The sequence below is a fragment of the Pedobacter agri genome, from assembly GCF_032678665.1.
Classification (GTDB): Bacteria; Bacteroidota; Bacteroidia; order Sphingobacteriales; family Sphingobacteriaceae; genus Pedobacter; species Pedobacter agri_A.
In genome coordinates this window covers 721,698-743,804 of the sequence record NZ_JAVTSH010000001.1, presented here as the reverse complement: position 1 = coordinate 743,804, position 22,107 = coordinate 721,698, and the positions used below count along the sequence as shown (strand labels likewise).

At 38.2% G+C, this 22,107-nt stretch carries 22 protein-coding genes; 12 read left to right on the top strand and 10 right to left on the bottom strand.

Going from position 1 to position 22,107, the window contains the following annotated elements; all coding sequences use genetic code 11:
* The first annotated feature begins 23 nt into the window (after positions 1–23).
* The 5 genes from R2Q70_RS03365 to R2Q70_RS03345 all read left to right on the top strand — a co-directional run bounded on the left by R2Q70_RS03365 (position 24) and on the right by R2Q70_RS03345 (position 5,654).
* Positions 24–1,145 carry a DUF2235 domain-containing protein gene (locus tag R2Q70_RS03365; RefSeq protein ID WP_316806246.1) on the top strand — a complete coding sequence of 374 codons (1,122 nt, stop codon included), beginning with the start codon at positions 24–26 and terminating at the stop codon, positions 1,143–1,145.
* Between the two features lie 47 nt (positions 1,146–1,192).
* Positions 1,193–2,137 carry a chitosanase gene (locus R2Q70_RS03360; protein WP_316806245.1) on the top strand — a complete coding sequence of 315 codons (945 nt, stop codon included), beginning with the start codon at positions 1,193–1,195 and terminating at the stop codon, positions 2,135–2,137.
* 74 nt (positions 2,138–2,211) lie between these two features.
* Positions 2,212–3,489 carry an ATP-binding protein gene (locus R2Q70_RS03355; RefSeq protein WP_316806244.1) on the top strand — a complete coding sequence of 426 codons (1,278 nt, stop codon included), beginning with the start codon at positions 2,212–2,214 and terminating at the stop codon, positions 3,487–3,489.
* Positions 3,490–3,549: 60 nt separating this feature from the next.
* Complete coding sequence (locus R2Q70_RS03350) at positions 3,550–4,035, top strand: PRC-barrel domain-containing protein (RefSeq protein ID WP_316806243.1); 486 nt, start codon at positions 3,550–3,552, stop codon at positions 4,033–4,035.
* Between the two features lie 83 nt (positions 4,036–4,118).
* Positions 4,119–5,654 carry a L,D-transpeptidase family protein gene (locus R2Q70_RS03345; RefSeq protein ID WP_316806242.1) on the top strand — a complete coding sequence of 512 codons (1,536 nt, stop codon included), beginning with the start codon at positions 4,119–4,121 and terminating at the stop codon, positions 5,652–5,654.
* Here R2Q70_RS03345 and R2Q70_RS03340 read toward each other — a convergent pair.
* Both R2Q70_RS03340 and R2Q70_RS03335 read right to left on the bottom strand, forming a co-directional pair.
* Complete coding sequence (locus tag R2Q70_RS03340; RefSeq protein ID WP_316806241.1) at positions 5,651–6,448, bottom strand: murein L,D-transpeptidase catalytic domain family protein; 798 nt, start codon at positions 6,446–6,448, stop codon at positions 5,651–5,653. The genes R2Q70_RS03345 and R2Q70_RS03340 overlap by 4 nt on opposite strands.
* A 248-nt stretch (positions 6,449–6,696) precedes the next feature.
* Positions 6,697–7,596, bottom strand: a complete 900-nt coding sequence (locus R2Q70_RS03335) for a hypothetical protein (protein ID WP_316806240.1) — start codon at positions 7,594–7,596, stop codon at positions 6,697–6,699.
* A 354-nt stretch (positions 7,597–7,950) separates the two neighbouring features.
* Here R2Q70_RS03335 and R2Q70_RS03330 point away from each other — a divergent pair, with 354 nt between their 5' ends.
* The 3 genes from R2Q70_RS03330 to R2Q70_RS03320 all read left to right on the top strand — a co-directional run bounded on the left by R2Q70_RS03330 (position 7,951) and on the right by R2Q70_RS03320 (position 10,532).
* Complete coding sequence (locus R2Q70_RS03330) at positions 7,951–8,148, top strand: hypothetical protein (RefSeq protein WP_316806239.1); 198 nt, start codon at positions 7,951–7,953, stop codon at positions 8,146–8,148.
* 70 nt (positions 8,149–8,218) lie between these two features.
* Positions 8,219–9,856: an ATP-binding protein gene (locus R2Q70_RS03325; RefSeq protein ID WP_316806238.1), complete on the top strand. Its 1,638-nt coding sequence runs from the start codon at positions 8,219–8,221 to the stop codon at positions 9,854–9,856.
* A gap of 10 nt (positions 9,857–9,866) precedes the next feature.
* Complete coding sequence (locus tag R2Q70_RS03320; RefSeq protein WP_316806237.1) at positions 9,867–10,532, top strand: response regulator; 666 nt, start codon at positions 9,867–9,869, stop codon at positions 10,530–10,532.
* Between the two features lie 194 nt (positions 10,533–10,726).
* On the opposite strand, the gene R2Q70_RS03315 is transcribed toward R2Q70_RS03320, so the two are convergent.
* Positions 10,727–11,863, bottom strand: coding sequence for a hypothetical protein (locus R2Q70_RS03315; protein WP_316806236.1), 1,137 nt, complete (start codon positions 11,861–11,863; stop codon positions 10,727–10,729).
* Positions 11,864–11,946: 83 nt separating this feature from the next.
* Between R2Q70_RS03315 and R2Q70_RS03310 the strand changes: the two genes are divergently transcribed.
* Positions 11,947–12,978, top strand: a complete 1,032-nt coding sequence (locus tag R2Q70_RS03310) for a dipeptide epimerase (RefSeq protein WP_316806235.1) — start codon at positions 11,947–11,949, stop codon at positions 12,976–12,978.
* Here the strand turns inward: R2Q70_RS03310 and R2Q70_RS03305 are convergent.
* Both R2Q70_RS03305 and R2Q70_RS03300 read right to left on the bottom strand, forming a co-directional pair.
* Positions 12,956–13,153 carry a DUF6358 family protein gene (locus tag R2Q70_RS03305; RefSeq protein ID WP_316806234.1) on the bottom strand — a complete coding sequence of 66 codons (198 nt, stop codon included), beginning with the start codon at positions 13,151–13,153 and terminating at the stop codon, positions 12,956–12,958. The two genes, R2Q70_RS03310 and R2Q70_RS03305, sit on opposite strands and share 23 nt — an antisense overlap.
* Before the next feature lie 166 nt (positions 13,154–13,319).
* A complete protein-coding gene (locus tag R2Q70_RS03300; RefSeq protein ID WP_316806233.1) occupies positions 13,320–13,637 on the bottom strand; it encodes a rhodanese-like domain-containing protein in 318 nt (105 codons plus the stop codon).
* A gap of 127 nt (positions 13,638–13,764) precedes the next feature.
* On the opposite strand from R2Q70_RS03300, the gene R2Q70_RS03295 reads away from it, so the two are divergent.
* The 3 genes from R2Q70_RS03295 to R2Q70_RS03285 all read left to right on the top strand — a co-directional run bounded on the left by R2Q70_RS03295 (position 13,765) and on the right by R2Q70_RS03285 (position 18,320).
* Positions 13,765–14,889, top strand: a complete 1,125-nt coding sequence (locus R2Q70_RS03295) for a DUF4407 domain-containing protein (RefSeq protein WP_316806232.1) — start codon at positions 13,765–13,767, stop codon at positions 14,887–14,889.
* 272 nt (positions 14,890–15,161) lie between these two features.
* The gene (locus R2Q70_RS03290; protein ID WP_316806231.1) at positions 15,162–16,994 is read left to right on the top strand and encodes a M61 family metallopeptidase; all 1,833 of its coding nucleotides are present in this window, start codon (positions 15,162–15,164) and stop codon (positions 16,992–16,994) included.
* Between the two features lie 18 nt (positions 16,995–17,012).
* Positions 17,013–18,320, top strand: a complete 1,308-nt coding sequence (locus tag R2Q70_RS03285) for a M20/M25/M40 family metallo-hydrolase (RefSeq protein ID WP_316806230.1) — start codon at positions 17,013–17,015, stop codon at positions 18,318–18,320.
* 133 nt (positions 18,321–18,453) lie between these two features.
* Here R2Q70_RS03285 and R2Q70_RS03280 read toward each other — a convergent pair whose 3' ends face one another.
* The 5 genes from R2Q70_RS03280 to R2Q70_RS03260 form a co-directional block, all read right to left on the bottom strand.
* Positions 18,454–18,876: a DUF1493 family protein gene (locus tag R2Q70_RS03280; protein ID WP_316806229.1), complete on the bottom strand. Its 423-nt coding sequence runs from the start codon at positions 18,874–18,876 to the stop codon at positions 18,454–18,456.
* Between the two features lie 28 nt (positions 18,877–18,904).
* On the bottom strand, positions 18,905–19,399 hold the full coding sequence (locus R2Q70_RS03275) for a GNAT family N-acetyltransferase (RefSeq protein WP_316806228.1): 495 nt from the start codon (positions 19,397–19,399) through the stop codon (positions 18,905–18,907).
* Complete coding sequence (locus R2Q70_RS03270; RefSeq protein WP_116168893.1) at positions 19,396–19,956, bottom strand: thiamine pyrophosphokinase; 561 nt, start codon at positions 19,954–19,956, stop codon at positions 19,396–19,398. The genes R2Q70_RS03275 and R2Q70_RS03270 overlap by 4 nt, the downstream gene beginning before the upstream one ends.
* Positions 19,957–20,034: 78 nt before the next feature.
* The gene (locus tag R2Q70_RS03265) at positions 20,035–21,321 is read right to left on the bottom strand and encodes a hypothetical protein (protein ID WP_316806227.1); all 1,287 of its coding nucleotides are present in this window, start codon (positions 21,319–21,321) and stop codon (positions 20,035–20,037) included.
* Positions 21,322–21,392: 71 nt separating this feature from the next.
* The gene (locus R2Q70_RS03260; RefSeq protein WP_316806226.1) at positions 21,393–22,025 is read right to left on the bottom strand and encodes a thiamine phosphate synthase; all 633 of its coding nucleotides are present in this window, start codon (positions 22,023–22,025) and stop codon (positions 21,393–21,395) included.
* Positions 22,026–22,107: the final 82 nt, after the last annotated feature.

The window sequence follows — 22,107 nt, the reverse complement described above, 5'->3', positions numbered from 1 at the left end:
TACACCAATAATAAATCATTAATATGAAAAGAATTATTATTTGTTGCGATGGAACCTGGAACAGTCCGGGCGATAGTGAAGACGGTTTGCCTATCCGTACCAATGTGCAAAAAATGTTCGAAAGCATTTGCAATACAGATGATAAAGGCGTTGAGCAAATCAAATATTATACTGATGGTGTTGGAACTTCGGGCAGTAAGTTGCGCAGATATCTGGATGGCGCCACCGGATTCGGGTTAGACCATAACATCGTTAGCGCCTATAAATTTCTGGTTTGGAATTTTGTTAAGGGAGATGAGATTTACCTTTTTGGTTTTAGTAGAGGAGCGTATACAGCCCGCAGTTTAGCTGGAATGATCCGCAATTGTGGGATCATCAAAAACAACGATTTAAGTTTAATTGACCAGGCCTACAACTATTATCGGAGGCGTACGGAACTCGATTGGGCGCCTAGTGGCGAAAAGGCCACCGCATTTAGGGAGCGAAACAGTTTCGAAAGCCGCATCAAATTTGTGGGTGTTTGGGACACTGTTGGTTCATTGGGCATCCCGCTTTCGCTTTTCAGGCCGTACAATGCATCAAAATATCAATTTCATGACACCGCATTGAGTAGCTACATCGATTTTGCCTACCACGCTTTAGCTATTGACGAAAAGCGAAGCAGTTTTACGCCTACCCTTTGGATTCAGGACAAAAATGCTGCAACAGATCAGGTAAATCCGCAGGTTTTAGAGCAACGGTGGTTTTGTGGCGTACACTCCAATATCGGCGGGGGCTATCGAGAAACAGGTTTGAGCGACATTGCTTTTAGCTGGATGGTTGAAAAAGCAAAAGCTGCTGGGTTGGGCTTTGAAGCCGACTTTTTAAAAAGATATGTAGCGCCAAATGCGTATACGGGCAAACTCTACAGTTCACTTATTTTTCCTTTCAATATCACCCCGAAGGCCATTCGCGAAATTAAGCTTGATGATGAAACCAGGCAAAGCATCGATCAGTCTGTATTGGAAAGGTACTATTACGATGCAAGCTACCGACCACCAATGCTTGCTGAAATTATCAAAAGCATAGAAAGCGATGGAGAAAAAAGTTATTGGTATCCAAAACCCGCTAACAACGGACCATTTCCACCAAAATTAGTCAGGTAACATCCGCAAAACTCATATTCATTAAACAGAACAGGAGGCTGTAAAAAATGAGCAAATTTATGGTAAACGTAAACAAGCTGAACAAAAGAACATCGGTACCCGCTTCGCTTTCCGATCAAACAAACCTGGCCGGAGCAGTTTTTAGGGGTTTTATTTTTGATGGTGAAAAAGTTTTAGGCATCACCAACCCCGACCTTGGCGATTGGTATAAAGATGCCCAGAATAATTACTATTGGGGTGGTGGATTAAAGCTGGTGGAAAATGAATTTGTAGATGATGCGCCTGTAAATGATGGTTCATTGATCACCCCACAGGTAAAGAAAAAGATTGAGCAGGTTGTGAATGTATTTGAAACAGGTTCCATTTCCGGTAAGTACCACATTATTGCCAAACATGCTGACTATGATGATCCGGTGAGCAAAACCAGGATTGTGCAAGTAACTTATGGCCGATCTCAAACCACTGAATTTGGTTATTTGAAAGACCTGATCATCGATTATGTTAATCGGAATGGGATGTTTGCCAGCATACTCAAACCCTATATTTCCAGAATTGGAAAACAACCTAGTTTGGCTACTGATTCGATATTTTGCACTGCACTTATCGATGCCGGCAAAGTTGACCCTATGATGAAACAATGCCAGGATGAGCTGTTCGACAAAAAATATTTTAAGGTAGCGGAACAGTGGTTTAAAAAAAATGGATTTAGCCTACCTTTAAGTTTTTTGGTGATATACGATAGCGAGATTCATTCAGGTAGCATACTTCCGTTTTTACGGAATCGTTTTCCAACAGTTGTACCTGCTAAAGGAGGATTGGAAAAAGAATGGGTTACCAACTATGTAAATGTAAGGCATGAATGGTTAAGGAATCACAGCAGCCAGATTCTTCGCAATACGATTTACAGGACAAATTGTTTCAAACAACAAATTGCGGCAAACAACTGGAAACTGGATCAACCGGTTATCACCAATGGCATCTCCGTAACCTGAATTTTAGTTTTTAACAATCAAAAATATTACTAACTAATTTAGTAATTTGCGGCTGTTTTTTTACCAGCCGCATCATGGAAAATAAGGTCAGCATCAACAACAATAGTGTCGAATTTTCTGGAATCACCCGTGATTACATGGAAGCCATTTCCGAATTGATATGGAATGGTTATGATGCAGGTGCTACAAAAATCGATCTGGTTTTTGATACCAATGAAATAGATTTTATTCCTTCTATCGAGATCATCGATAATGGAAGTGGAATTAACCTGGGCAATCTCCACCAAACATTTGGAGCCTTTTTAGATTCGCTGAAACGTGGCTCCGATCACCGTTCCTCCTATGTTCGCGGTAAAAAAGGTAAAGGCCGTTTCTCATTTATTGCTTTTGCACAAACCGCCATTTGGAACACCACATTTTTTGATGAAGGGGAAAATGAATATATCAACTACAACGTAACGATCAGCGCCAGCAATAAGGATTATTATGCTGATGATAACAGGCAAATTGCCGTTAATAGGCAAACCGGAACGCGATTAAAGCTCATTAACCTATTCGGCGTAACGGCTTATTCCTTTACCAGCGAAGCTTTCATTAATTACCTGAAATCGGAATTTGGTTGGTTTTTGCTGCTAAACAGCAAAAATGACTTTCAATTATGCATCAACGGCAACCGAATTAAATACGAGGATCTTTTGGCCGACCATGAAATTTTCGAGCGGGAAATCGTAGATGCCTCCACCTCCCGGTTTAGCTTTACCATAACTTTTGTCCGCTGGAATCAAAAAATTGGCGATAAGTTTTATTACTACTTTTTAAACAGCGATAAAAAGGAAGTTTTTAAGCAACTCACCTCTTTTAACAACAACGCCATCAACTTTTACCACAGTGTTTACGTTGAATCAGATTATTTTAACCTGTTTCAATTTAATGATACCGAGGAAACGGCAAATATGTTCGGTTCAAATCCACAAAGCCCAATTTTCAAACAGCTCATCAAAGACCTTCAAAAAATTGTCAATCAAAAACAAAAGGAGTTTGTAAAAGACGATGCCGCCAGCGAATTGATCCGAAAATTTGAAAACACTCAATCGATGCCTGAATTTGCTGCAACAAAGGCAGAGCAGAAGTTATTATTTATCGAACTGGTTAAAGCACTTTACTGCATCCAGCCAAGGCTGTTTAAGGGCTTGAATGAGGGGCAGGAAAAATTGATTTTATCTTTAATTAAATCACAACTGAGTAATAAGGGTGATCTTTTAAGGTTGATTAGAAACATATTACCGATCAACGATGATGAAAATCAACAGCTAAAGGGGCTATTAATTTCTAATACAATCATTACTGAATAAAACCTTTGCTTTAAGCCATTGTTGTCTTACCAGAACTCAATTTGTAAAAGACAGCATCATATGGAAAACCAGGGAAATACTTACAGCAAATTACAAGAATTAGCACACAGCGATTACAAATTAACCGAAGGAGAGGCCGATATAAAAGGCTGGACCGTTCAAAACGAAGCAGCGACATCAATCGGAAAGGTTAGGGATTTACTGTTTGATCCGGAAAATAATGCAGTAAGATATTTAATTATCGATCTTGATGACTTGGGCGTTGACTTGGAAAACAAAGGTGTGCTCATTCCTATCGGGCTTGCCCATTTGCATGATCACGATGATATTGTGATTCTTCCCAACATTCATACCGACCAGTTTAAGGCGCTTCCCTACTATGTTTCTGGAGAAGTAGACCAAAATACAGAAGATGAATTCAGAAATGCCATCGGTAGTCCGGCTGCATTACGTATGGAAGAAACCATAATTGAGTTAGATCAAAATCAATTCTACAACCACCACCATTTTGATCGGGCCAGGTTTTATAAACGCGGTAAATTATAAGTTAAGCTTCATAATTAACTGCTGTAAATCAGAACAATACACAAGCAAAAAAACAAATAAAGCAAAACCATCATTATATCGGTATGGATTTTAAGAAAACGATCAGCGCTAAGTTATTAGGGCTGTTTTTAATGCTAATACTTTTCGTCTCAGTTTTCCCGGGTTGTAAAAAAAGTCAGTCTGACATTGGTGCAGCGCTAAGTAAAGAAACGGGTAATAAAATTTTTAAAGAAATTAGCTCAGATATTTTCGGAGAGAAGATGAAAGCGGCAATTACCGCAAAGGGCAAAACATTTCGTAATCCTGGTTTTATAACATCATTTTATTTGCAACACAATTTCGAACCTGTAATGGTAATGAAACATTTAGCAGATAGTGGTTTAAAACAAGCGCTAGCAATCATCAATAAAGCTGAAGAACATGGTTTATCTCCATCAGTTTTTAAGGCCGAACAGCTCAGCAAACTTCTTGAAAAAATTTATGATAAAGCAGAAATTAAAACAGTTGATGAGGCTTATGAAGCCTTGATTGCACTGGAATTAACATCTGCAGCAGCGTTAAGTGATTATAGTAATGCGATGCAATTTGGATTGATCAGTCCGAGAAGAATATATGCCCAATACTACACGGCAACAACCCGACCCGATTCCATCAGTTTTAGAAAGCCTTTTGAAACCGAGAATCTAACCGTTTTTTTAGATAGCATTCAGCCGAAAACAGAAAATTACAAACTGTTGCAAACGGCACTGCGTGATCGGGTTGCCGCTCCTGGTTTATCAGCCGAAGAAACCAACCGCATTTTACTGGTTAACCTGGAACGATTGCGTTGGAAAAATCTTCCTACCGAAAATAAGTACGTTTGGGTTAACATTCCTGATTATAACCTTCAGGTAATTGAAAATGGAAAACCCACTTTACAAATGAAGGTTTGTGTAGGCGAAGGAAGGAATAAGAATCAGGCGCCTTCACTTACAGAATATGATGAAAATGATTTAAAGAAAGACCGCCCTTTTAACCGCGAAACACCACAACTTAAAAGCATGATTCATAGTGTTCAGGTAAATCCGGTATGGAACATTCCAGAAAGTATTGCCACCAATGAAATTACAAAATATGCGGCCAAAGATCCTTACTATCTGGCAAATAATAACATAGATGTTTTCTACAACGGCAAGAAAATTGATGATCCTGAAACAATTGATTTTGCCTCCGCTGGTACCGGGAAATCCTACACTTTTAAACAAAGGCCGGGAGAAGATAATTCGCTGGGAAAAATTAAATTCCTATTCAATAATCAAAGCAGTGTGTATTTACATGATACACCAGCTAAAGCTGCCTTCAATCAATCGGTAAGGGCTGTTAGTCATGGCTGCGTACGCGTTGAAAAACCACTGGAACTTGCTCAGGCACTATTCGGTACCGGAGCGAAGTTTGATAGAATTGAGAAAGGAATGGCCAGCAATGATCCTAAAGCTGAGGATATTGCATTGCCGACAAAAATTCCTGTTTATCTAAGCTATTTTACCTGTTGGAAAGATAGTAATAGTGGCAGCCTGAAATTTGTTAAAGATGTTTACGGGCTTGATGCTGTTTTATACACCCACCTTACCCGGATTTAATCTAGGTTTATGCTGGCCAAATCTGAATTTAACATCGACGGTAACTGGGCAAATACGGCAGCACTGTTTTCATTTAAATAGGGAGAATGGTAATCTGCCACTGATTTATTAATAAACAGCACACTGCCTGAGCCAAGCGTGTTAATTACCTTATTACAAAACTCTGGCGCTACTGCCGGGCAACCCTGGCTTCTCCCCAACCTGCCCAGGGCGGCGATGGTACCTTCACTCACATAAGGTGCACCATGAATCACGATTGACCGCAGGCGGGCATTGTCGTTAAATCCCGGATCCATTCCATCTAACTTTAATGATCGTCCGTGAGCACCTTGATATTCTTCGCCAGTTACATAAAAACCAATACTGCTGGTATAAGAATCATTTTGATTGGAAAATGTAACCGCCTGATCTTCTCCACTTTTTTGACCATGAGCCACCCATGTATTTAAAACCATGCGTTCTTCGGCCAAGTTAATGATATACAATCTTTTCTTTGAACTGGATTGGTCGAAATCGGCAATGGTTAACAGAGGACTATTGGAAACACGGCCAGATTTTTTGAGGTTGTAAAAGCCTGTTAAGGCTTTCTCAAATACCGGAAATTCAAGGCCGGAAGCCTTTAAATTCGCTGAATCATAAATGTGCTCAGCAAAACTTAGATAAGCATTTCTTATTGGCGTAATGTTCGCGTTGATTGCTTTTTCCTCTAAAATATTGCTCTTTTTCCACGATGTAAAAACGAGTGAAAAAGCAACAAAAAACAGACCTGAAATGGCTAAAATGTATCTTTTCATAAGGGATATTTGATGTGATCAATTTTAATTAAGTCTGGTTGTTTCTATAGGCTTTTACATGTTTGATTTACATAAATATACGAATTTCAGGTCGAAAAAACAAATATAGCGAAAGGTTTTATGGGTGTGGCCAAGCGTAAAGTTGATGAACACGAATGAGGCAACGCGGAACATCTTGCAAATAAAGTAAAGAATATTTATGGCAAATTACAGCCCATATTATCCGGACAACCTAAGGTTAAATCTGATTATTTTGCGATTTTCAACTTACCTTTCTTCAATTGGAACACCAAGATAAGGGTCAGTGAAAATATAGCAATATAATAGGTCCAGTAAAGCATATCCGTTATTAAATTTTTCTCCGTTTGGTACTTTGCAACCATATAACTGCTTAATGGCAACAACCTTTTCGAAGTATCAACAGGATGCATCCCGCTATCAGTAAAATGTTCTACCCCGTCAACTGTTTTGGCTCTCCAAAGCTTGCCAACATCTCTTTTGGTCACTTTTACCCAATACGGAATTTTTTGCATCCGTTTAAGCTTATTTTCATTTAAAGGAATAACGATAAAACCTGGTTTAGCCTCATTACACATAATTGGTTGATAATGATAGCCAGTCCAGTACATGCATTTTTCGTTATCGGAAGGCAGTTTAACTGATAAAACATTTTCTTCCCAGATATAAAGGCCCAGCCTTGCAAGTAAAAGCAATGCAAGTAAAACAACAGTAATGGCAACATTGGCTCTTAAAGATTGAAAAATTCTTTTATACCAGGAACTCGAAGTAACCTGTGGATCCGGAGGTGGTAAAAATTCTTCATTCTCCTCACCCATCAGCCATTTAAGAAGATCAACATTAATCGAATTTGTACTTTTCGATGTGCCTTTAAGAAAATTTACAAGAGGTTTAAATTTATCAACATCAAATCCCGCTATTTTATTGGTATAATCTTCATTAGGATTTATTGCACCAAAAAAAGTCCTCAGCATAACATCATCTTTCGGTTTTCCTTTTTCCTGATATACAATCTGGCATTCATCTCTTAGAGAAGCAGGGGTAGGATTGTGAAGATTGGAAGAGAGTTTATTGTTATTTCTTCTTTTCTGATATTTTTTAAATATAGGATGATCTTGATTTTCAGGCATGATTGAGACGTTAATTGGCACAAAGAAACGGAATTTCCGGAAATTCCAAAGCATTATCGGAATTCTGTCGGAAAGATCGGAAATCTCTAAATATTAAAATTTTAGCCCTCCATATTTGTATCAGCAAACGGCAGAAGCGCAATCTAATTAACTGCACTTTACAAACGCCGCTTGGTAAAATGAGTAAACATCGCGGTTGCCAATAACTGGTTTGGGAAGCAGTTAAAAAACAGCCGCGACGGGAACTCAAACACTTCCCAAAAATTTTCAGAAGGCCTTCTGATTTACACCGCAGCAAACTCCCCGAATGGTCGGGGAGAACTGCAAGTATTTCAATTCTAAAATTTTTGAATCATGTTTATTCCTTTATTTATAGCCATTTTATTGGGCTTAGTGAACCCTTCAACGACCAATACCCCACCTGCCGGTTCTGGTACAACCGTTAGCGTAAATAGCAATGGCGGCGAAGATCCAGGCGATGAAGACCCTGGAGATCAAGACCCAGGTGGTGATGATACGGGCGGTGAAACTGGGCCGATTAGACCTAAATAGCCTCCATAATATCTGAAATGGCGGTTATCTAAACCGCCATTTTTTCTATATTTGGGGAAAACGCTGTCTTGTGAAAAGTTATCTCCTCCTATTATCTATTTTCTTGTTTGCATGTAAAAAGGAAAAAACCAATTACAACCTTAAAAATGATATGGCTTTTGCTAAGGCAGAATCTATGTTTGATGCTGGTAACGACTCTGCTTTTTATTATTTTAACCAAGTAGTCGCTAAGCAAACAAATGATTTAGAAACTGCCAGGGCACTTTGTTACATGTCATTGATTCAATTTGATCATGGCGATTTTTTCGGATCACAGGAAAGTGCAACTAGAGCTTTGAAATTGCTCAAAGAAAATAACAAGTCTCATCAATCCGTTATCGGATCATGTTATAATCAACTCGGGCGTACAAGTATTAAGCTTAAACAATATGCATTAGCCATAAGCTATTTTAATAAGGCAATCTCTTTTTTTGATGATAAAAATGATACCCTGATCGCTCAAAATAATGAAGCGCTTGCTTATCAAAAACTAAGCGAATATGCTCAATCTCTTAAAATTTATAACCAGATTCTTGCCCAAAAAATAACTCGGGTGGAATATGCCCGTTTCCTTTCCAATAGGGCAAAAACCATGTGGTTGGCAAATTCGCAATACAATGCCGCACCCGAGCTATTAAAGGCACTGAGTATGCGTAAAGCAGAAAAGGATGATTGGGGTTTGAACGCGAGTTACGCACATTTGGCCGATTTTTATGCTCGTAAAAATCCCGATTCGGCATTAACTTATGCAATAAGCATGTATCAGATTGCAAAAAAAATCAATAGTGCTGATGATCAACTTGAGGCGCTGCAAAAACTAATTACATTAAGTCCTTCAACGGCCACTAAAAAGTATTTCGATGTTTATCAACGTTTGAACGATAGTGTGCAAACGGCCCGCAATGCAGCTAAAAATCAGTTTGCCATTGTCCGTTATGAGTCGGAAAAAAGTAAGGCAGACAATTTGGTGCTCCAAAATCAGCTTATTAAAAGAGAAGTATTATTGGCTTCAGGTTTTTTACTGTTCATTGCGGCAAGCATCATTGCTTTCTTTTGGTATAAAAAAAGACAACAAAAAATGGAGCTCGAAAAACAACAGGCTATCCAGCAAAATCAGTTAAAAACGTCGAAAAAAGTACACGATGTGGTGGCTAATGGCTTGTATCGGGTAATGAGCGAAATGGAAAACCAACCCGATATCGATCGCGAACTGATTATCGATCGCATAGAAGACCTCTATGAAAAATCAAGGGATATTTCTTACGACAAACCTGAACTAAATAAACATCAGTTCAATGAAAAAATATCAGCACTTTTAACTTCTTTCGCAACCTTGAGCACCAAAATTATTATCGTTGGAAATAATGCGCCAATGTGGGAAAAAGTAAGTCTCAATACTCAATATGAACTGGAACATATTTTACAGGAGTTGATGGTTAATATGAAAAAGCATAGCCAGGCCGATACCGTGGTGATTAAATTCGTACAAGAAAAAAACAGCATCAGCATTTTTTATACCGACAATGGCGTAGGTATGGCGGAAAGCAAAAATTTTAACAATGGATTAAATAATACGGTTTCCCGTATAGATGCGATTGGAGGGACCGTTACCTTTGAAACGAAATTGGAGAAAGGATTAAAGATTTATATTTCCGTCCCGGTTTCTTAATTAAAAAGCGATGTTTAAAAGAGTATTAATAGCAGAAGACCACGAAAGCACAAGTATTTCAGTTAGAAAAACGCTGGAAGATTTTGGCATTACCGATGCGGAATATACTTATTATTGTGATGAAGCCCTGATGCACATTCAAAAAAGCTTAGCTGATGAGCAGCCTTTTGACTTGTTGATTACCGATCTTTCTTTCGAGGAAGACCATCGTATACAAAAGCTTGCCGGAGGAGTGGAATTGATTGAAGCGGTTAAACATATTCATCCTCAAATTAAAGTGCTGGTATTTTCTGCAGAAACGAACCCTGCTTTGATCGACAATCTTTTTAAAGGTTGGCAGATTAATGCTTATGTTCGCAAAGCCCGCCACGATGCACAAGATCTGAAAAAAGCTATTGAGCATATCTCACAACATAAAACCTACCTGTCAGAAAGTTTAAAACCTGCGGTGAAGCAAAAAAATGCTTTTGAATTTACGGCTTATGATGTCACCATAATTTCTTTACTGTCTAAGGGAACTTTGCAAAAAGACATTCCAAATTATCTTCAGCAACATAATATTAAACCTTCGGGTTTAAGCAGTATAGAAAAACGGCTTGGTAACCTGAGAGATTCACTTGAATTCTCTAAAAACGAACAGCTGGTGGCTTACTGCAAAGATTACGGCATCATTTGATTTAAATAACTCCAAAGACCTCTATTCACCCGTCTCGAATGGCATATTCATGCCAGAGAGAGCTCATTCAAAAAATCCTTCGAAAAAGATCTCTCCTCGCCCAATGAAAAATTGGCCTCGTTCGAGATGACGAAGGAAGTGACGAGTATAAATGTCAACGTCTCGGTCTGTGTCTCCACAGACCGAAACTAACGCTAATAATTATTATAAAAAGCACTAATATTATCTACCAGCTGACTATAGATCGGCTTCGTAAATTCCAGAAACAGCGCACTTGGTGGGGGTGGCAATATCTCCTTTCTTCTGGTCATTGCAAACTGATTTTTGTCTAATGCCCGGTCATCGCCCTTGTAACTCGCCCAGCTATCTCTCCAAATGTAGGTGCCCGGGAATTTTTGCTGACGAACAATTTTTTTCGTTTGCCAATCCATGATTGTCATATCCAGTAAGCCTGAAGAAGAAATATTCTTTTCGAAAATACTCAGCGTAGCCCTTACCGTTCCATAAATGGGTTTGCGTTCCCGGGTTTCGCCAATCACTACACTATCGCGTTTGAGTTTTTCTACCCTTTCTTTAACATAGGTTTGTCCCACCACAAAATCATCAAAATTTAAACTTAATACCTGGTCGGGAACAATTTTTTGAGTAGTAGCTTGCTCTTCACCATAAAAAATCACAAACTTATTTCTTGAGTAACTGCTGATAAACTGATCGATTTGTTGTTGAAAATAATTGGCACTTAATTTATACGGACCTCTATTCAAAATGATAGGTTGAACCACCACACGAGTAACGGCAGCCCAATAAGCATCCTCCATTTTAACTTTTACATCCTTATAGTTGGGCTGTAAATTCTGTGTTTTTTCAAATTCGTAATAAGCTTTTTTTGCCGATAGACGGTTGTTCGTGTTGAGATAACTCAATCCAGATTCATACCTCGCTGCGGCTGCGTTCAGTTTACTTTCGGCAACTTCTTTCAAATATTTTGAAGGATTGGGCACCAAGACCAAACAAGCCGGACAGCTGTTAATGTCATCTGCCAATTGATTGATTTTTTGATAATCGTACATCACTGATTCCCATCTGAATAAATCGTTAGACATTTTAGCTTCATTAATTTTACGCAAATGATCCTGCAAGGCTAAATCGTACGCAGTTTTTAGCACTTGCATGGCTTCGCTGTTTTTTGGCGAATTCTGCAATCTGCTCACTGCCTTCGCAACCGAGGCATCGTAATCTCCCTTTTGTAAGGCATTTTTTCCTGTGGTACATCCTCCTAAAATTATTAAGGATAAATAAATAAAATACCGTAATCTTGAAATGTTTTTCATGGCAGGAATAGTTTGGCGTTAATAAACAAATATACTTTGTAAGGCGATAAATTAGGCCTGTTTAATTATTTAGACGATTGATAATGAAAATTAGTTGCAAGCAATTTGAATTAGAATTAAAACATCCTTTTTCTATCTCAAAGTTTACTAGAACCAGCACTCCTTTAATGCTTTTAAAAATTGATTATGAGGGTGTAATTGGTTATGGCGAAGCCTCTATGGTGCCTTACATGGGCGAAAGTTACGAAACGGCTACAGCATTTTTAAAGCAGGTAGATTTATCTCCTTTTAAAGCGCCATTTAATTTTGAAGAAATTATTACCTATTTAGATAGCATTGCAACCGGACAGCCAGCCATTAAAGCAGCGATTGATATTGCCTTGAATGATATTAATGGGAAGATTTTAAACAAACCTTGTTACGAAATTTATGGTGCCGATCTTTCAAAGATGCCTGTTACATCGTACACCATCGGGATTGATACGCCTGAAGTGATTCGTGAAAAATTAAAAGATGCAGCTGGTTTCAAAGTAATTAAAGTAAAATTGGGCAGAGATAATGATCGTGAAATTATCGAAACCATCCGCAGCATGACTGATGTGCCACTTTATGTAGATGCGAACCAGGGATGGAGCGACAGATTAAAAGCCATCGACTTAATTTACTGGCTGCACAACCAGGGGGTTGTTTTAATTGAGCAGCCCATGGATAGAACAGATTTTGAGGGCAATGCCTGGTTAACAGAAAGAAGTCCGATTCCGTTGTTGGCTGATGAGGCCGTTCAGCGTTTTGCCGATATGGATAGACTTAAAGGCGCTTATCACGGTATTAACGTAAAACTGATGAAAAGCTGCGGCATGTATGAAGGCCATCAAATGATTTTGAAAGCACGCTCTTTTGGGATGAAAGTGTTGATTGGTTGCATGAGTGAAACCAGTTGTGCTACGTTAGCCGCTGCAGCTTTAGCACCGCTTTGTAACTGGGCAGATTTGGATGGACCCTGGCTAACCACAAACAATCCTTTTACCGATCCTGAATTTGTTGATGGAAAATATGTTTTGAATAACCAACCCGGATTAGGCCTGAAAGGAATTACTTCTGATCTTTTTCTTTAAAATTTTTGCGAAGATCTTTCATCAGCTGATACTTAAAATAAGCAAAGCAAGCTGCTACGCCAACTAAAAACCCACCAGGAAGTGGTTTGTTATTATTGTAACACCATACAATTCCTAAAATGGAAAGGATAATGGCCAGATTGTAAAAGATATTTAGTGCGAATTTTTTACCCACAATTGGAATTGATTGAATGAGTGAGGGGTTGAATGAGTGAATTGAATAACTTGTGAAGAAATGAATTAGTGAATAATATTGATTACTGTTGAATTTTGAATAAGCGTTCTGTTCTTACATTCGCCATTCAAAACTCAGTCATCCGCTCATTCACTAATTCACCAATTTAATATACCGGCATATTTGGATCAAAAGCCTCTTGCCAGGCTAAAATACCACCTTTTAAGTTATACAAATTATCGTAACCGTATTGTGCTTCTAATTGCATTACTGCTGCAGCACTTCTTTTTCCGCTACGGCATTGAACAATTACTGGCTTATCTTTAGAAACCTTATCGGCCTCAATTAAAATTCCACCCAAGGGAATATTTTCTCCGTTTAGGTTAGAAACTTCATATTCGAATGTTTCACGAACATCGATTAATTGAAAATCTTCGTTATTATCGATTTTCTCTTTTAATTCTTGTACCGATATCTCTTTCATTTTAAATTTTTGTGTTTATGCAAATATAGGAAATTCAGTTCTACCCCCATCATCAAAAAAATGCCATATATTTTAATTAAAACTGTAACAACTGTTACCCTTAGGCGTTTAATTATAAATAGTTACAATGGACAAACTGAATCGTTTCTTTTGGTTTTGTTCTGGCGCACACATCCCAACACTGGAAAAGTATCCTACAGAACAAAATAAATATACCGGCATTGGTGCCACCATCTTTTTTACTGGTTTATTTGCCGCACTTTCTGGCGGCTATGCCATGTATTTTGTTTTTAAAGGCGATGATTTAGCGATAATTTTCGCCATCATTTTCGGCTTTTTGTGGGGAGCTGCCATTTTTAATATGGATAGGTACATTGTGGCCAGCATTAATAAAAGTGTCAGTACCAATAAACAACTTTTGCAGGCTACGCCACGTATTTTATTGGCCATTATGATTGGTATGGTAATCTCCCGGCCAATTGAATTGAAAATCTTCGATAAGGAAATTAAAGAGCGTTTGAAGGTAAGCTACCTGAACGGGCAACGCTCAAAAATTGATACTTTAAACAAGGCTTTTGAAAAAAAATACCAAGTAGAGTTTGGCAGGATGAACCAACAGAAGGCCACACGCGATTCATTGGAAAAAGGGATCAAAGCCGATCGCCAAAAACTAAACTTCGAAATTTTTGGGAATAAAACGACGGAAACATCAGGTGTGATGGGTTATGGCCCTTACGCCAAACGCAAAGAAGCAGAAATTAAACAGCGTGAAACTGAGCTCGATTCGTTAAAAGCTAACATCAATAAATCAGAAGTTTTTGTAGATAAACGTAAGGAATTTGACGGTTTGTTTAACGAAAAATTATACACCAAAAAACAACTCGATAGTTTGGCCGATATTGCTGGTTTTGCCGATCGCAACTGGGCTTTAGGTCAGCTGAAATTTAATGTCGACGGATCAAAAGATGATAACACGGCCATCGCTGTTACTTTTATTGGTTTACTATTTATTTTTTTCGAATGTTTGCCTGTTTTCGTAAAACTGATGAGCGCTCGTGGTCCTTACGATTTCGCCACTGCTGATACCGACGAAATTTCGATCTATCAATCTAAAAAAGATAAAGACTTTCATTTCGAGGTTGCTGATAATATTCATGAAACCCGGGTTGATGCAGAATCATCCAAACAAAAAGAAATTATAAAAGGCAAAGCTTACCGTGATTTGGAAAAATACGATTGGGATAAGGAGTGAGGATGATGGAAAATGGAAGATGGAAAAGGGGAAATGGATGATGGAAAATGGAAAATGGAAAATGGAAAATGAAAGGGAGAAATAAGGGATAGAAAATGTATGATTTTCAACGCATAACGATAATACTTAGCCCATTATCCATTTTCCATCATACCTCTTCCGTTCCTCGGGCCATTTTACATTTTACCTCTTACAACTCTCAGTCCATCATCCATTTTACATGATACCTCTTACATTTTTTGTACTTTTCGGCCATCTAAATCATTTTTTTTATGAATAAAATTTTAGTCGCTGCTATATTCAGTGTTTTATCGCTCGGTGCTTTTGCTCAAAATGAAGTCCGATATGTAGTTTCATTTCCAAATGCCATCCATCATGAAGCAGAAATTGCGATGGAGATTCCGAATGTTCCGGCAGGGAATTTAAAAGTGAGAATGAGCAGGTCATCTCCGGGGCGTTACGCAACGCATGAATTCGGCAAAAACGTTTATAATTTTAAAGCATTTGATGCCAGTGGAAAAGCATTGGTGATTAAACAAACCGCTGGCGATGTTTATGAAATCCCAGCTCATGGCAATGCCGTAAAAATCACTTATACTTTATTTGGCAACTGGATTGATGGAACTTATGCTGGCTTTGATGAAACCCATGCCCACATGAATATTCCAGCAACTTTTGCTTTTCCGGTTGGGATGGATGCAAGACCACGTTTAGTTGAGTTTAAATATGCTGATCAACAAAACTGGAAAGTGGCCACACAATTAAAATCGATGGGCAAAAACACTTTCTATGCGCCAAATTTCCAGTATTTTATGGACAGTCCGATTGAGATTGCCAATTATAAAACTGCAAAATGGGAGGTTAAAAACCATGATGGTAAAGTACAAACCATTCATTTGATTGCACATTCTAATGATACGCAGGCCGCTGTTGACAAATATGCAGACATGTTAAAAAAAATGGTTGATGAACATTACGCAGTTTGGAGAGATTTTCCGGTGTATGACTATGGGAACTATTATTTTCTGAATGATGTTTACCCTGCCAATGCCGGCGATGGAATGGAACATCGGAATTCGACCTCTATCGTACAACGCACCCCAAAAATAGAAGGTTACGAATCAAATTTACTTGGCACTTTTTCTCACGAATATTTTCACAGCTGGAACGTAGAACGTTTACGCCCAAAAACACTGGAACCCTTTAATTTTGAGCATTCAAATATTAGCGATGAACTTTGGCTGGCTGAAGGATTTACGCAGTATTATGGCGGTTTATTGCTGACCCGGGCAGGTTTGAAAACGGCTGATAATTCCATTCAGGCCTTTAACGGAATGGTTAACGCGGTTTTAAATTCTCCGGGAGCAAAAGATTTTTCACCTATTGAAGCCAGCCGGTACGCTGTTTTTGCTGATGCAGGCGTAGCCATCGATCAAACCAATAAAGGCAACATTTTTCTTTCTTATTATACCTATGGTGCTGCTACTGCTTTGGCGTTAGATCTTACATTGCGATCTGAATTTAAGCTTACGCTTGATGATTACATGCGGGCTTTATGGAAAGCTTACGGCAAACCAGAGATTGCTTATACGGTTCCGGATTTGGAAAAAACATTAGCCGAATTAACTAAAAACGCTTCATTTGCGAAGGCCTTTTTCGCCAAATATATCTACGGAAAGGAAAAAAATGATTATGCCAAACTTTTGCTAAACGCAGGTTTAGTATTGCGCAAAGCAAATTCAGGACAAGCTTATGCTGGTTTTGGAAACTTAAATGCAACAGATGGCAAAGTAACGTTACTGCAAACCTCAAAAGGAACGCCAGCCTATCAAGCCGGATTGGATGTGGGCGACGTAATTTTGAGTATAGATGGACGGGAAGCAACAGATGCATCGGTTATTGATCAGGTAACTAAGGCGCATAAACCAGGCGATGTGGTAGAAATTAAATACCAGTACCGTGGAGAAAATAAATCAACCAAATTAACCTTTGCTGAAAATCCGACCCTGGAAATTGTTTCGATAGAAAAAACTGGCGGAACTTTAACGCCGGCCATGCAAACTTTCAGAGATAATTGGTTAAACTCGCAGGTAAAATCTAAATAATAACTTAATAAACATAAAATGAAAAAATTATTGCTAGTTACACTTGTCGGGATGGCGGGTTTACAGGTAAATGCTCAAAATATCGATAAAATTATCACCAGAGAGTATGCCGATCATCTGATCAAAACTTTAAGTGGCGATGAGATGCAAGGTCGTGCAACATTTTCTCCTGGAATTGATAAAGCCGCTACTTTTATCGAATCGGAATTTAAAAAGATTGGATTACAGCCGCTAGCTGGAGAGAAAAATTTCCGCCAGGCTTTTTACAAATATCAAGTGGCCAATGTAAGTAAAGCCATTAAAATTGATGGAAAAGAAATCGCTGCCGAAAATGTAATCCTCGCCGGTGCGAATGAAGAAAACATCACTTTAAATAAATCCAATGCAAGTGTGGTAACGCTGGATCCGGAAAAGCCATTTGTAAACCAGTTCAGGTCGATGCTTTCAGCAGGTAAAAATCAAATTATTTTGGTAGATGAGAAGTTTGCTGAAAACTTTAAGCGCTACAAAGCCTACTTTGATAAACCTGCTACTTTAGATGAAAAGGACATGGGTGCTGGAAAATCTGCGGTTCAGGTTTTTGTTTTGGGTGCCAACAAGGCCGACGATTTTACTGTAACTTTAAAAGGTAAGGTTTCTAAAATGCCTTTATTTAACGTTGCAGGAATGATTCCGGGAAAATCAAAAGCTAAAGAATTGGTGGTTTTTTCGGGTCACTACGATCATTTAGGGGTGATAAAAACTGTTAATGGTGATAGCATTGCAAACGGAGCGGATGATGATGCTTCCGGAACAACGGCAATGATTGCTTTGGCAAAATATTACAAGGCGCAAAAGAATAATGAACGCACGTTAATTTTCGTGGCTTTTACGGCTGAAGAAATCGGTGGCTTTGGTGCAAAGTATTTCTCCAGTAAATTAAATCCTGATGACGTGGTGGCGATGTTCAACATTGAAATGATTGGTAAGGATTCTAAGTTCGGAAAGAACACCGCTTTCATTACAGGTTACGAAAAATCTGATTTTGGAAAAATTCTACAGAAAAACTTAGCCGGAACGGAGTTTACTTTCCATCCAGACCCTTACACCGAACAAAATTTATTTTACAGAAGTGATAATGCGACATTGGCTGCATTGGGCGTTCCGGCACATACGATTAGTACCGATCAGATCGATGTAGATAAGTTTTATCACACGGTGAAAGATGAATACAGCACTTTAGATGTAGAAAATATCCTATCAACCATTAAGGCCATTGCCAAAAGCGCAACTTCAATTGTTAACGGAACGGATGCACCAACAAGGATACCGAAGTTAAAACAATAGGGTTTTCCAATTCGGTATTGCCGCAGATCAGGGCGTCATTTTGACCATAGTGGAGAAATCTTTTTAACAAGAAGGCCGCAGGTTTGCAGATTAATCTGCAAACCTGCGGCCTTCCCTTTTTTTAATAATAACGTTATCTGGAACATTTGTATATTAAAACAAGGATAAACAATACGAGTAAAAATTGATTAATGAATAGATCATATCGTTTTCTGGGTATTTTATGCTCGGGATAGATTACTGGCCATTTACCATCATTTGCTGCTTGTAGTAGCAATGTTGGAGTAATCACAATTCTTTTTACTCGCTCGTTTGGAGGGCGAAAAACACCTCCGCCAAGACTCATGCCCTCTTCCTTAGCATGGAAATACCACAGGTAACTTTGCATATCAACATGGAACTCTTTAGCGAAAGCTGTTAAAAATTCATCCCAATCATCTCCATCACAACCAAGGTCTTTAACCAAATCAGAATTAAGATTTACTTCATCTTTTGAGCATCCCAATTCTCTTACAACATAATTTAAAATATGATTCTGTGAATATTTTAAATACATGATTTTAATTTCTATTTGTTGATTGAGTTCAAAACCGATACTCCATTACGTAATCGTCCATTACATAACCTTCGCCAATATCAATTTTTACCGATTCTTTAATGGTGAATCCTCCTTTTAGATAAAAATCTTTCGCTTTATTGTGCTTGTTTACATTCAGCTGCAAAGCAGACGCACCTGAATCTTTAACCTGATTAAACACCTCATTAATCAGTATTTTACCCACGCCTTTTCCATGAGCCGAAGGCAAAACATAAAGTTTATGCAGCTTGTAAATTCGTTCTTCATGATCAACAATGGAATATCCAGCAAAACCAAATTGATTTTCATTGTCTTCAGCAATCAAAAAGATATGCCCTTCCATGAGCTGATTGAGCAGCTCGCCCTTATTGTACATTTTATCGAGCATGTAATCAATTTGATTTTGCCCGATAATATCAAGATATGTTGAAGGCCAGGTTGCCGCAGCAATATCTCTAATGATTTCTATATCTTGCTCTTTGGCTTTTCTAATGGTAATCATAAGGGTTCACTAATAAAAATTGGTTGACCAGAGAAAGTAAACTCTACAAAACCATCGTTCACCACTTCGAAAACTTCCTCTTCATTTTGCATCAAATTGGTTACTTCCAGGTAGCGGTTGCCATGAATTAAAAACTGACTTCCGGCAGGTTTCCATACCGAAAAACCCGATTTGATGGGATAATGTTTCGCCCGCTCGGTAAATACCACAATGTTAATTTTGTCTTCAAAACCAGCAAACTTTTCCAAATCAAATTTCCTGGTAATCACATTTACAGCAGGATATTTTTGTTCGTATAAAAAGTTAATGGCCACCATCAAAGCATCAACCGGCCCCTGAACTATTCTGGTGTCTTCCTGAACTTCCTGGTTGCTTCCATTCACCAAAACATCCACTTTTAAGCCAAGAGAAAAGATTTTTTCATAGTTTTCGCCATTTACCAAAAGGGTTGGACTCCACTCCAAAAGCTGACCTAAATATTCTTCGTTGAAATTGCCAAGCTCATCTATATATAAGGCTGGCTCCTGTTTTTCTTTTACGATGTGGTGTGATGACATACTGCGAAGATAAACTAATTTAAGATTTTAGAATGACGATTTTGGATTTTTTGAGTTGCTCAGTTTCTTCAAATTCGCTTATCGATTATACGGAAATTCATTTATCCAATGGAATCCTCTATTAGGTAAGGTGATATTTTTTAAATTGTATTTTTTTAGCGTAACAGACAATGAGTCTTGATCTTTCAACCCCTTAAAAATTAAAGTACTATCATTTGTAAAAGCGTATTTAAACTTGTATTGAGTTGATTCAGTATTTTTAGAATTAATTTCTATTTGCTTTTTCTTTACATCTACAGTGGTATTAAAATACGCTTTGTTATCATCCATTGTGCTGATGCTTATGTAGTCTTTCCAATCAACAACTACTTGTTTCCATCTGTTTTGATCAGTATCCTGAGGCTGAATATCTTTACCATTGAGAATATACTTTTCTACATCGTAAATGCCATATAATGGTGGCTTAGGAGCCAATGTGCCATAAGTATATTGCTGGGTTAAGGCATTGGTAACCATTAAGCCAATCGTCCAAAAGATGAACAAATATTTAAACGACCTAAAAGCAATAAGCTGCCATCTTTTTTTAAATGCAGGAATTTGCAATGGAGACAATTGCTGTGGTTGGTAGGTTAAGAAAAAGCGCAAGATGGTAGTAATGTAAGGTGCTAAAATAAATAAACACATTACAACCAAAGCTGTAGATAATATTTTAACGGGTACATCGAAAAAGTAGTTCATGGCCATTACATGAACGCTCGCAGCTAGTGATAAAAATGCTCCAAGAACCAATGTCCTCTTAAAAAGAAGTAGTATTGAAAGCACTTCGATGACTCCCATAAACATATTGTAGCCATTAGAAAAACCAAGAAATGTCCAGGCTAGCCCCATTGGTGACATTTCGCCTAGTGGCGTCAACAACCGCGATAAACTAGGTTGAGGAAATTGCAGTTGAACAACCTTTACGGAGCCATAACGCATTAATGTAAAAGCCAAATAAAAACGAACTAAAACAATGAGCCAATAGTATAATTTATTGTAGTTTTTCCTTTTTCTGTCTAAAACTGACCAAATTAAACTCCCGAGCACTGCCAATAAAAAAATACAAAGCAAAAGAACATAATTGTATGATGTATCGCCACTCCCATTTGGAAATATAGAAAAGTCATAATTATAGTTTAGAACATTTGCCGAAAACCAGGGGATAATTTTGTGCAACCATAGGGTTGGAAAATGGAAAAGATGTTCCGCGTACAAAAATGCTCCATTGTTATTTAGAAAAATGAACAAAGTCAAAATGATGAAAAAGAAACGAAAGGAAATCTTTTTAGCTGGACTCCATGAAGGTAAATCAGAGGTTGAGTGCATGTTTTTAGATTTGGATGAATTTCAAATTAGCAATTACACAATCGATAAAATTTAGCAGCGGCTAAGTTTCGTTAAACTTTCACCGCATCATAGAAATCATGATAAGCCTCAATGAAATCATCGGCAGAATAGATTGCTCCAGAAACTGCAATGCCATAAATACCGGTTTGCATTAAAGCCTCAACATCGTAAATTTTGATTCCACCAACGGCGATGACTGGCAACCCAATATTCGCTTCCTTTAATTGGTTCATTCCACTTATATAGCCATCAATACCTAAGGTTAGAAAGTCATTGGGTTTAGTTTCAGAGATGGCGTATGGACCAAAAGCAGCATAGTCAGCACCGTCCTTCGCCAGCCTGACAAGATTTTCTATAGTGTTTGCAGCACCACCTAAAGTAACATCATTTCCAACTTGTTTACGCAAGGTGATGAAATCGGCATTCATATCTTCCATATGAAAACCCTGAATATCGGCTTTGCCATTGAAATGAATATGATCAGTTACAATGAGGGTCGTTCCCCAGTCATCACAAATTTCGGCAATGGCATTAATGTCTGCCAGAAGTGCTTCATCAGTTTTACTTAAACACCGATACTGTATCCATTTTGCACCGGCTTCGCAGGCCAGTTGTGTTTGCTCAATGTGGCTTAGCTGAGGCAAATCATGGGTGATGTATTGAAGTTTTTCGATGTATTTCATATGGTGATTAAATGCAAAATCGTCATTGCGAGGCATGAATTAATCTAATTTGCTAAGTAGATTACTTGATTGCCTTGCAATG

Coding starts and splice junctions, on each gene's coding strand:
- R2Q70_RS03365 (WP_316806246.1), top strand. CDS start 24: ATGAAAAGAATTATTATTTGTTGCGATGGAACCTGGAACAGTCCGGGC.
- R2Q70_RS03360 (WP_316806245.1), top strand. CDS start 1,193: ATGAGCAAATTTATGGTAAACGTAAACAAGCTGAACAAAAGAACATCG.
- R2Q70_RS03355 (WP_316806244.1), top strand. CDS start 2,212: ATGGAAAATAAGGTCAGCATCAACAACAATAGTGTCGAATTTTCTGGA.
- R2Q70_RS03350 (WP_316806243.1), top strand. CDS start 3,550: ATGGAAAACCAGGGAAATACTTACAGCAAATTACAAGAATTAGCACAC.
- R2Q70_RS03345 (WP_316806242.1), top strand. CDS start 4,119: ATGGATTTTAAGAAAACGATCAGCGCTAAGTTATTAGGGCTGTTTTTA.
- R2Q70_RS03340 (WP_316806241.1), bottom strand. CDS start 6,448: ATGAAAAGATACATTTTAGCCATTTCAGGTCTGTTTTTTGTTGCTTTT.
- R2Q70_RS03335 (WP_316806240.1), bottom strand. CDS start 7,596: ATGCCTGAAAATCAAGATCATCCTATATTTAAAAAATATCAGAAAAGA.
- R2Q70_RS03330 (WP_316806239.1), top strand. CDS start 7,951: ATGTTTATTCCTTTATTTATAGCCATTTTATTGGGCTTAGTGAACCCT.
- R2Q70_RS03320 (WP_316806237.1), top strand. CDS start 9,867: ATGTTTAAAAGAGTATTAATAGCAGAAGACCACGAAAGCACAAGTATT.
- R2Q70_RS03315 (WP_316806236.1), bottom strand. CDS start 11,863: ATGAAAAACATTTCAAGATTACGGTATTTTATTTATTTATCCTTAATA.
- R2Q70_RS03310 (WP_316806235.1), top strand. CDS start 11,947: ATGAAAATTAGTTGCAAGCAATTTGAATTAGAATTAAAACATCCTTTT.
- R2Q70_RS03300 (WP_316806233.1), bottom strand. CDS start 13,637: ATGAAAGAGATATCGGTACAAGAATTAAAAGAGAAAATCGATAATAAC.
- R2Q70_RS03295 (WP_316806232.1), top strand. CDS start 13,765: ATGGACAAACTGAATCGTTTCTTTTGGTTTTGTTCTGGCGCACACATC.
- R2Q70_RS03290 (WP_316806231.1), top strand. CDS start 15,162: ATGAATAAAATTTTAGTCGCTGCTATATTCAGTGTTTTATCGCTCGGT.
- R2Q70_RS03285 (WP_316806230.1), top strand. CDS start 17,013: ATGAAAAAATTATTGCTAGTTACACTTGTCGGGATGGCGGGTTTACAG.
- R2Q70_RS03280 (WP_316806229.1), bottom strand. CDS start 18,876: ATGTATTTAAAATATTCACAGAATCATATTTTAAATTATGTTGTAAGA.
- R2Q70_RS03275 (WP_316806228.1), bottom strand. CDS start 19,399: ATGATTACCATTAGAAAAGCCAAAGAGCAAGATATAGAAATCATTAGA.
- R2Q70_RS03270 (WP_116168893.1), bottom strand. CDS start 19,956: ATGTCATCACACCACATCGTAAAAGAAAAACAGGAGCCAGCCTTATAT.
- R2Q70_RS03265 (WP_316806227.1), bottom strand. CDS start 21,321: ATGCACTCAACCTCTGATTTACCTTCATGGAGTCCAGCTAAAAAGATT.
- R2Q70_RS03260 (WP_316806226.1), bottom strand. CDS start 22,025: ATGAAATACATCGAAAAACTTCAATACATCACCCATGATTTGCCTCAG.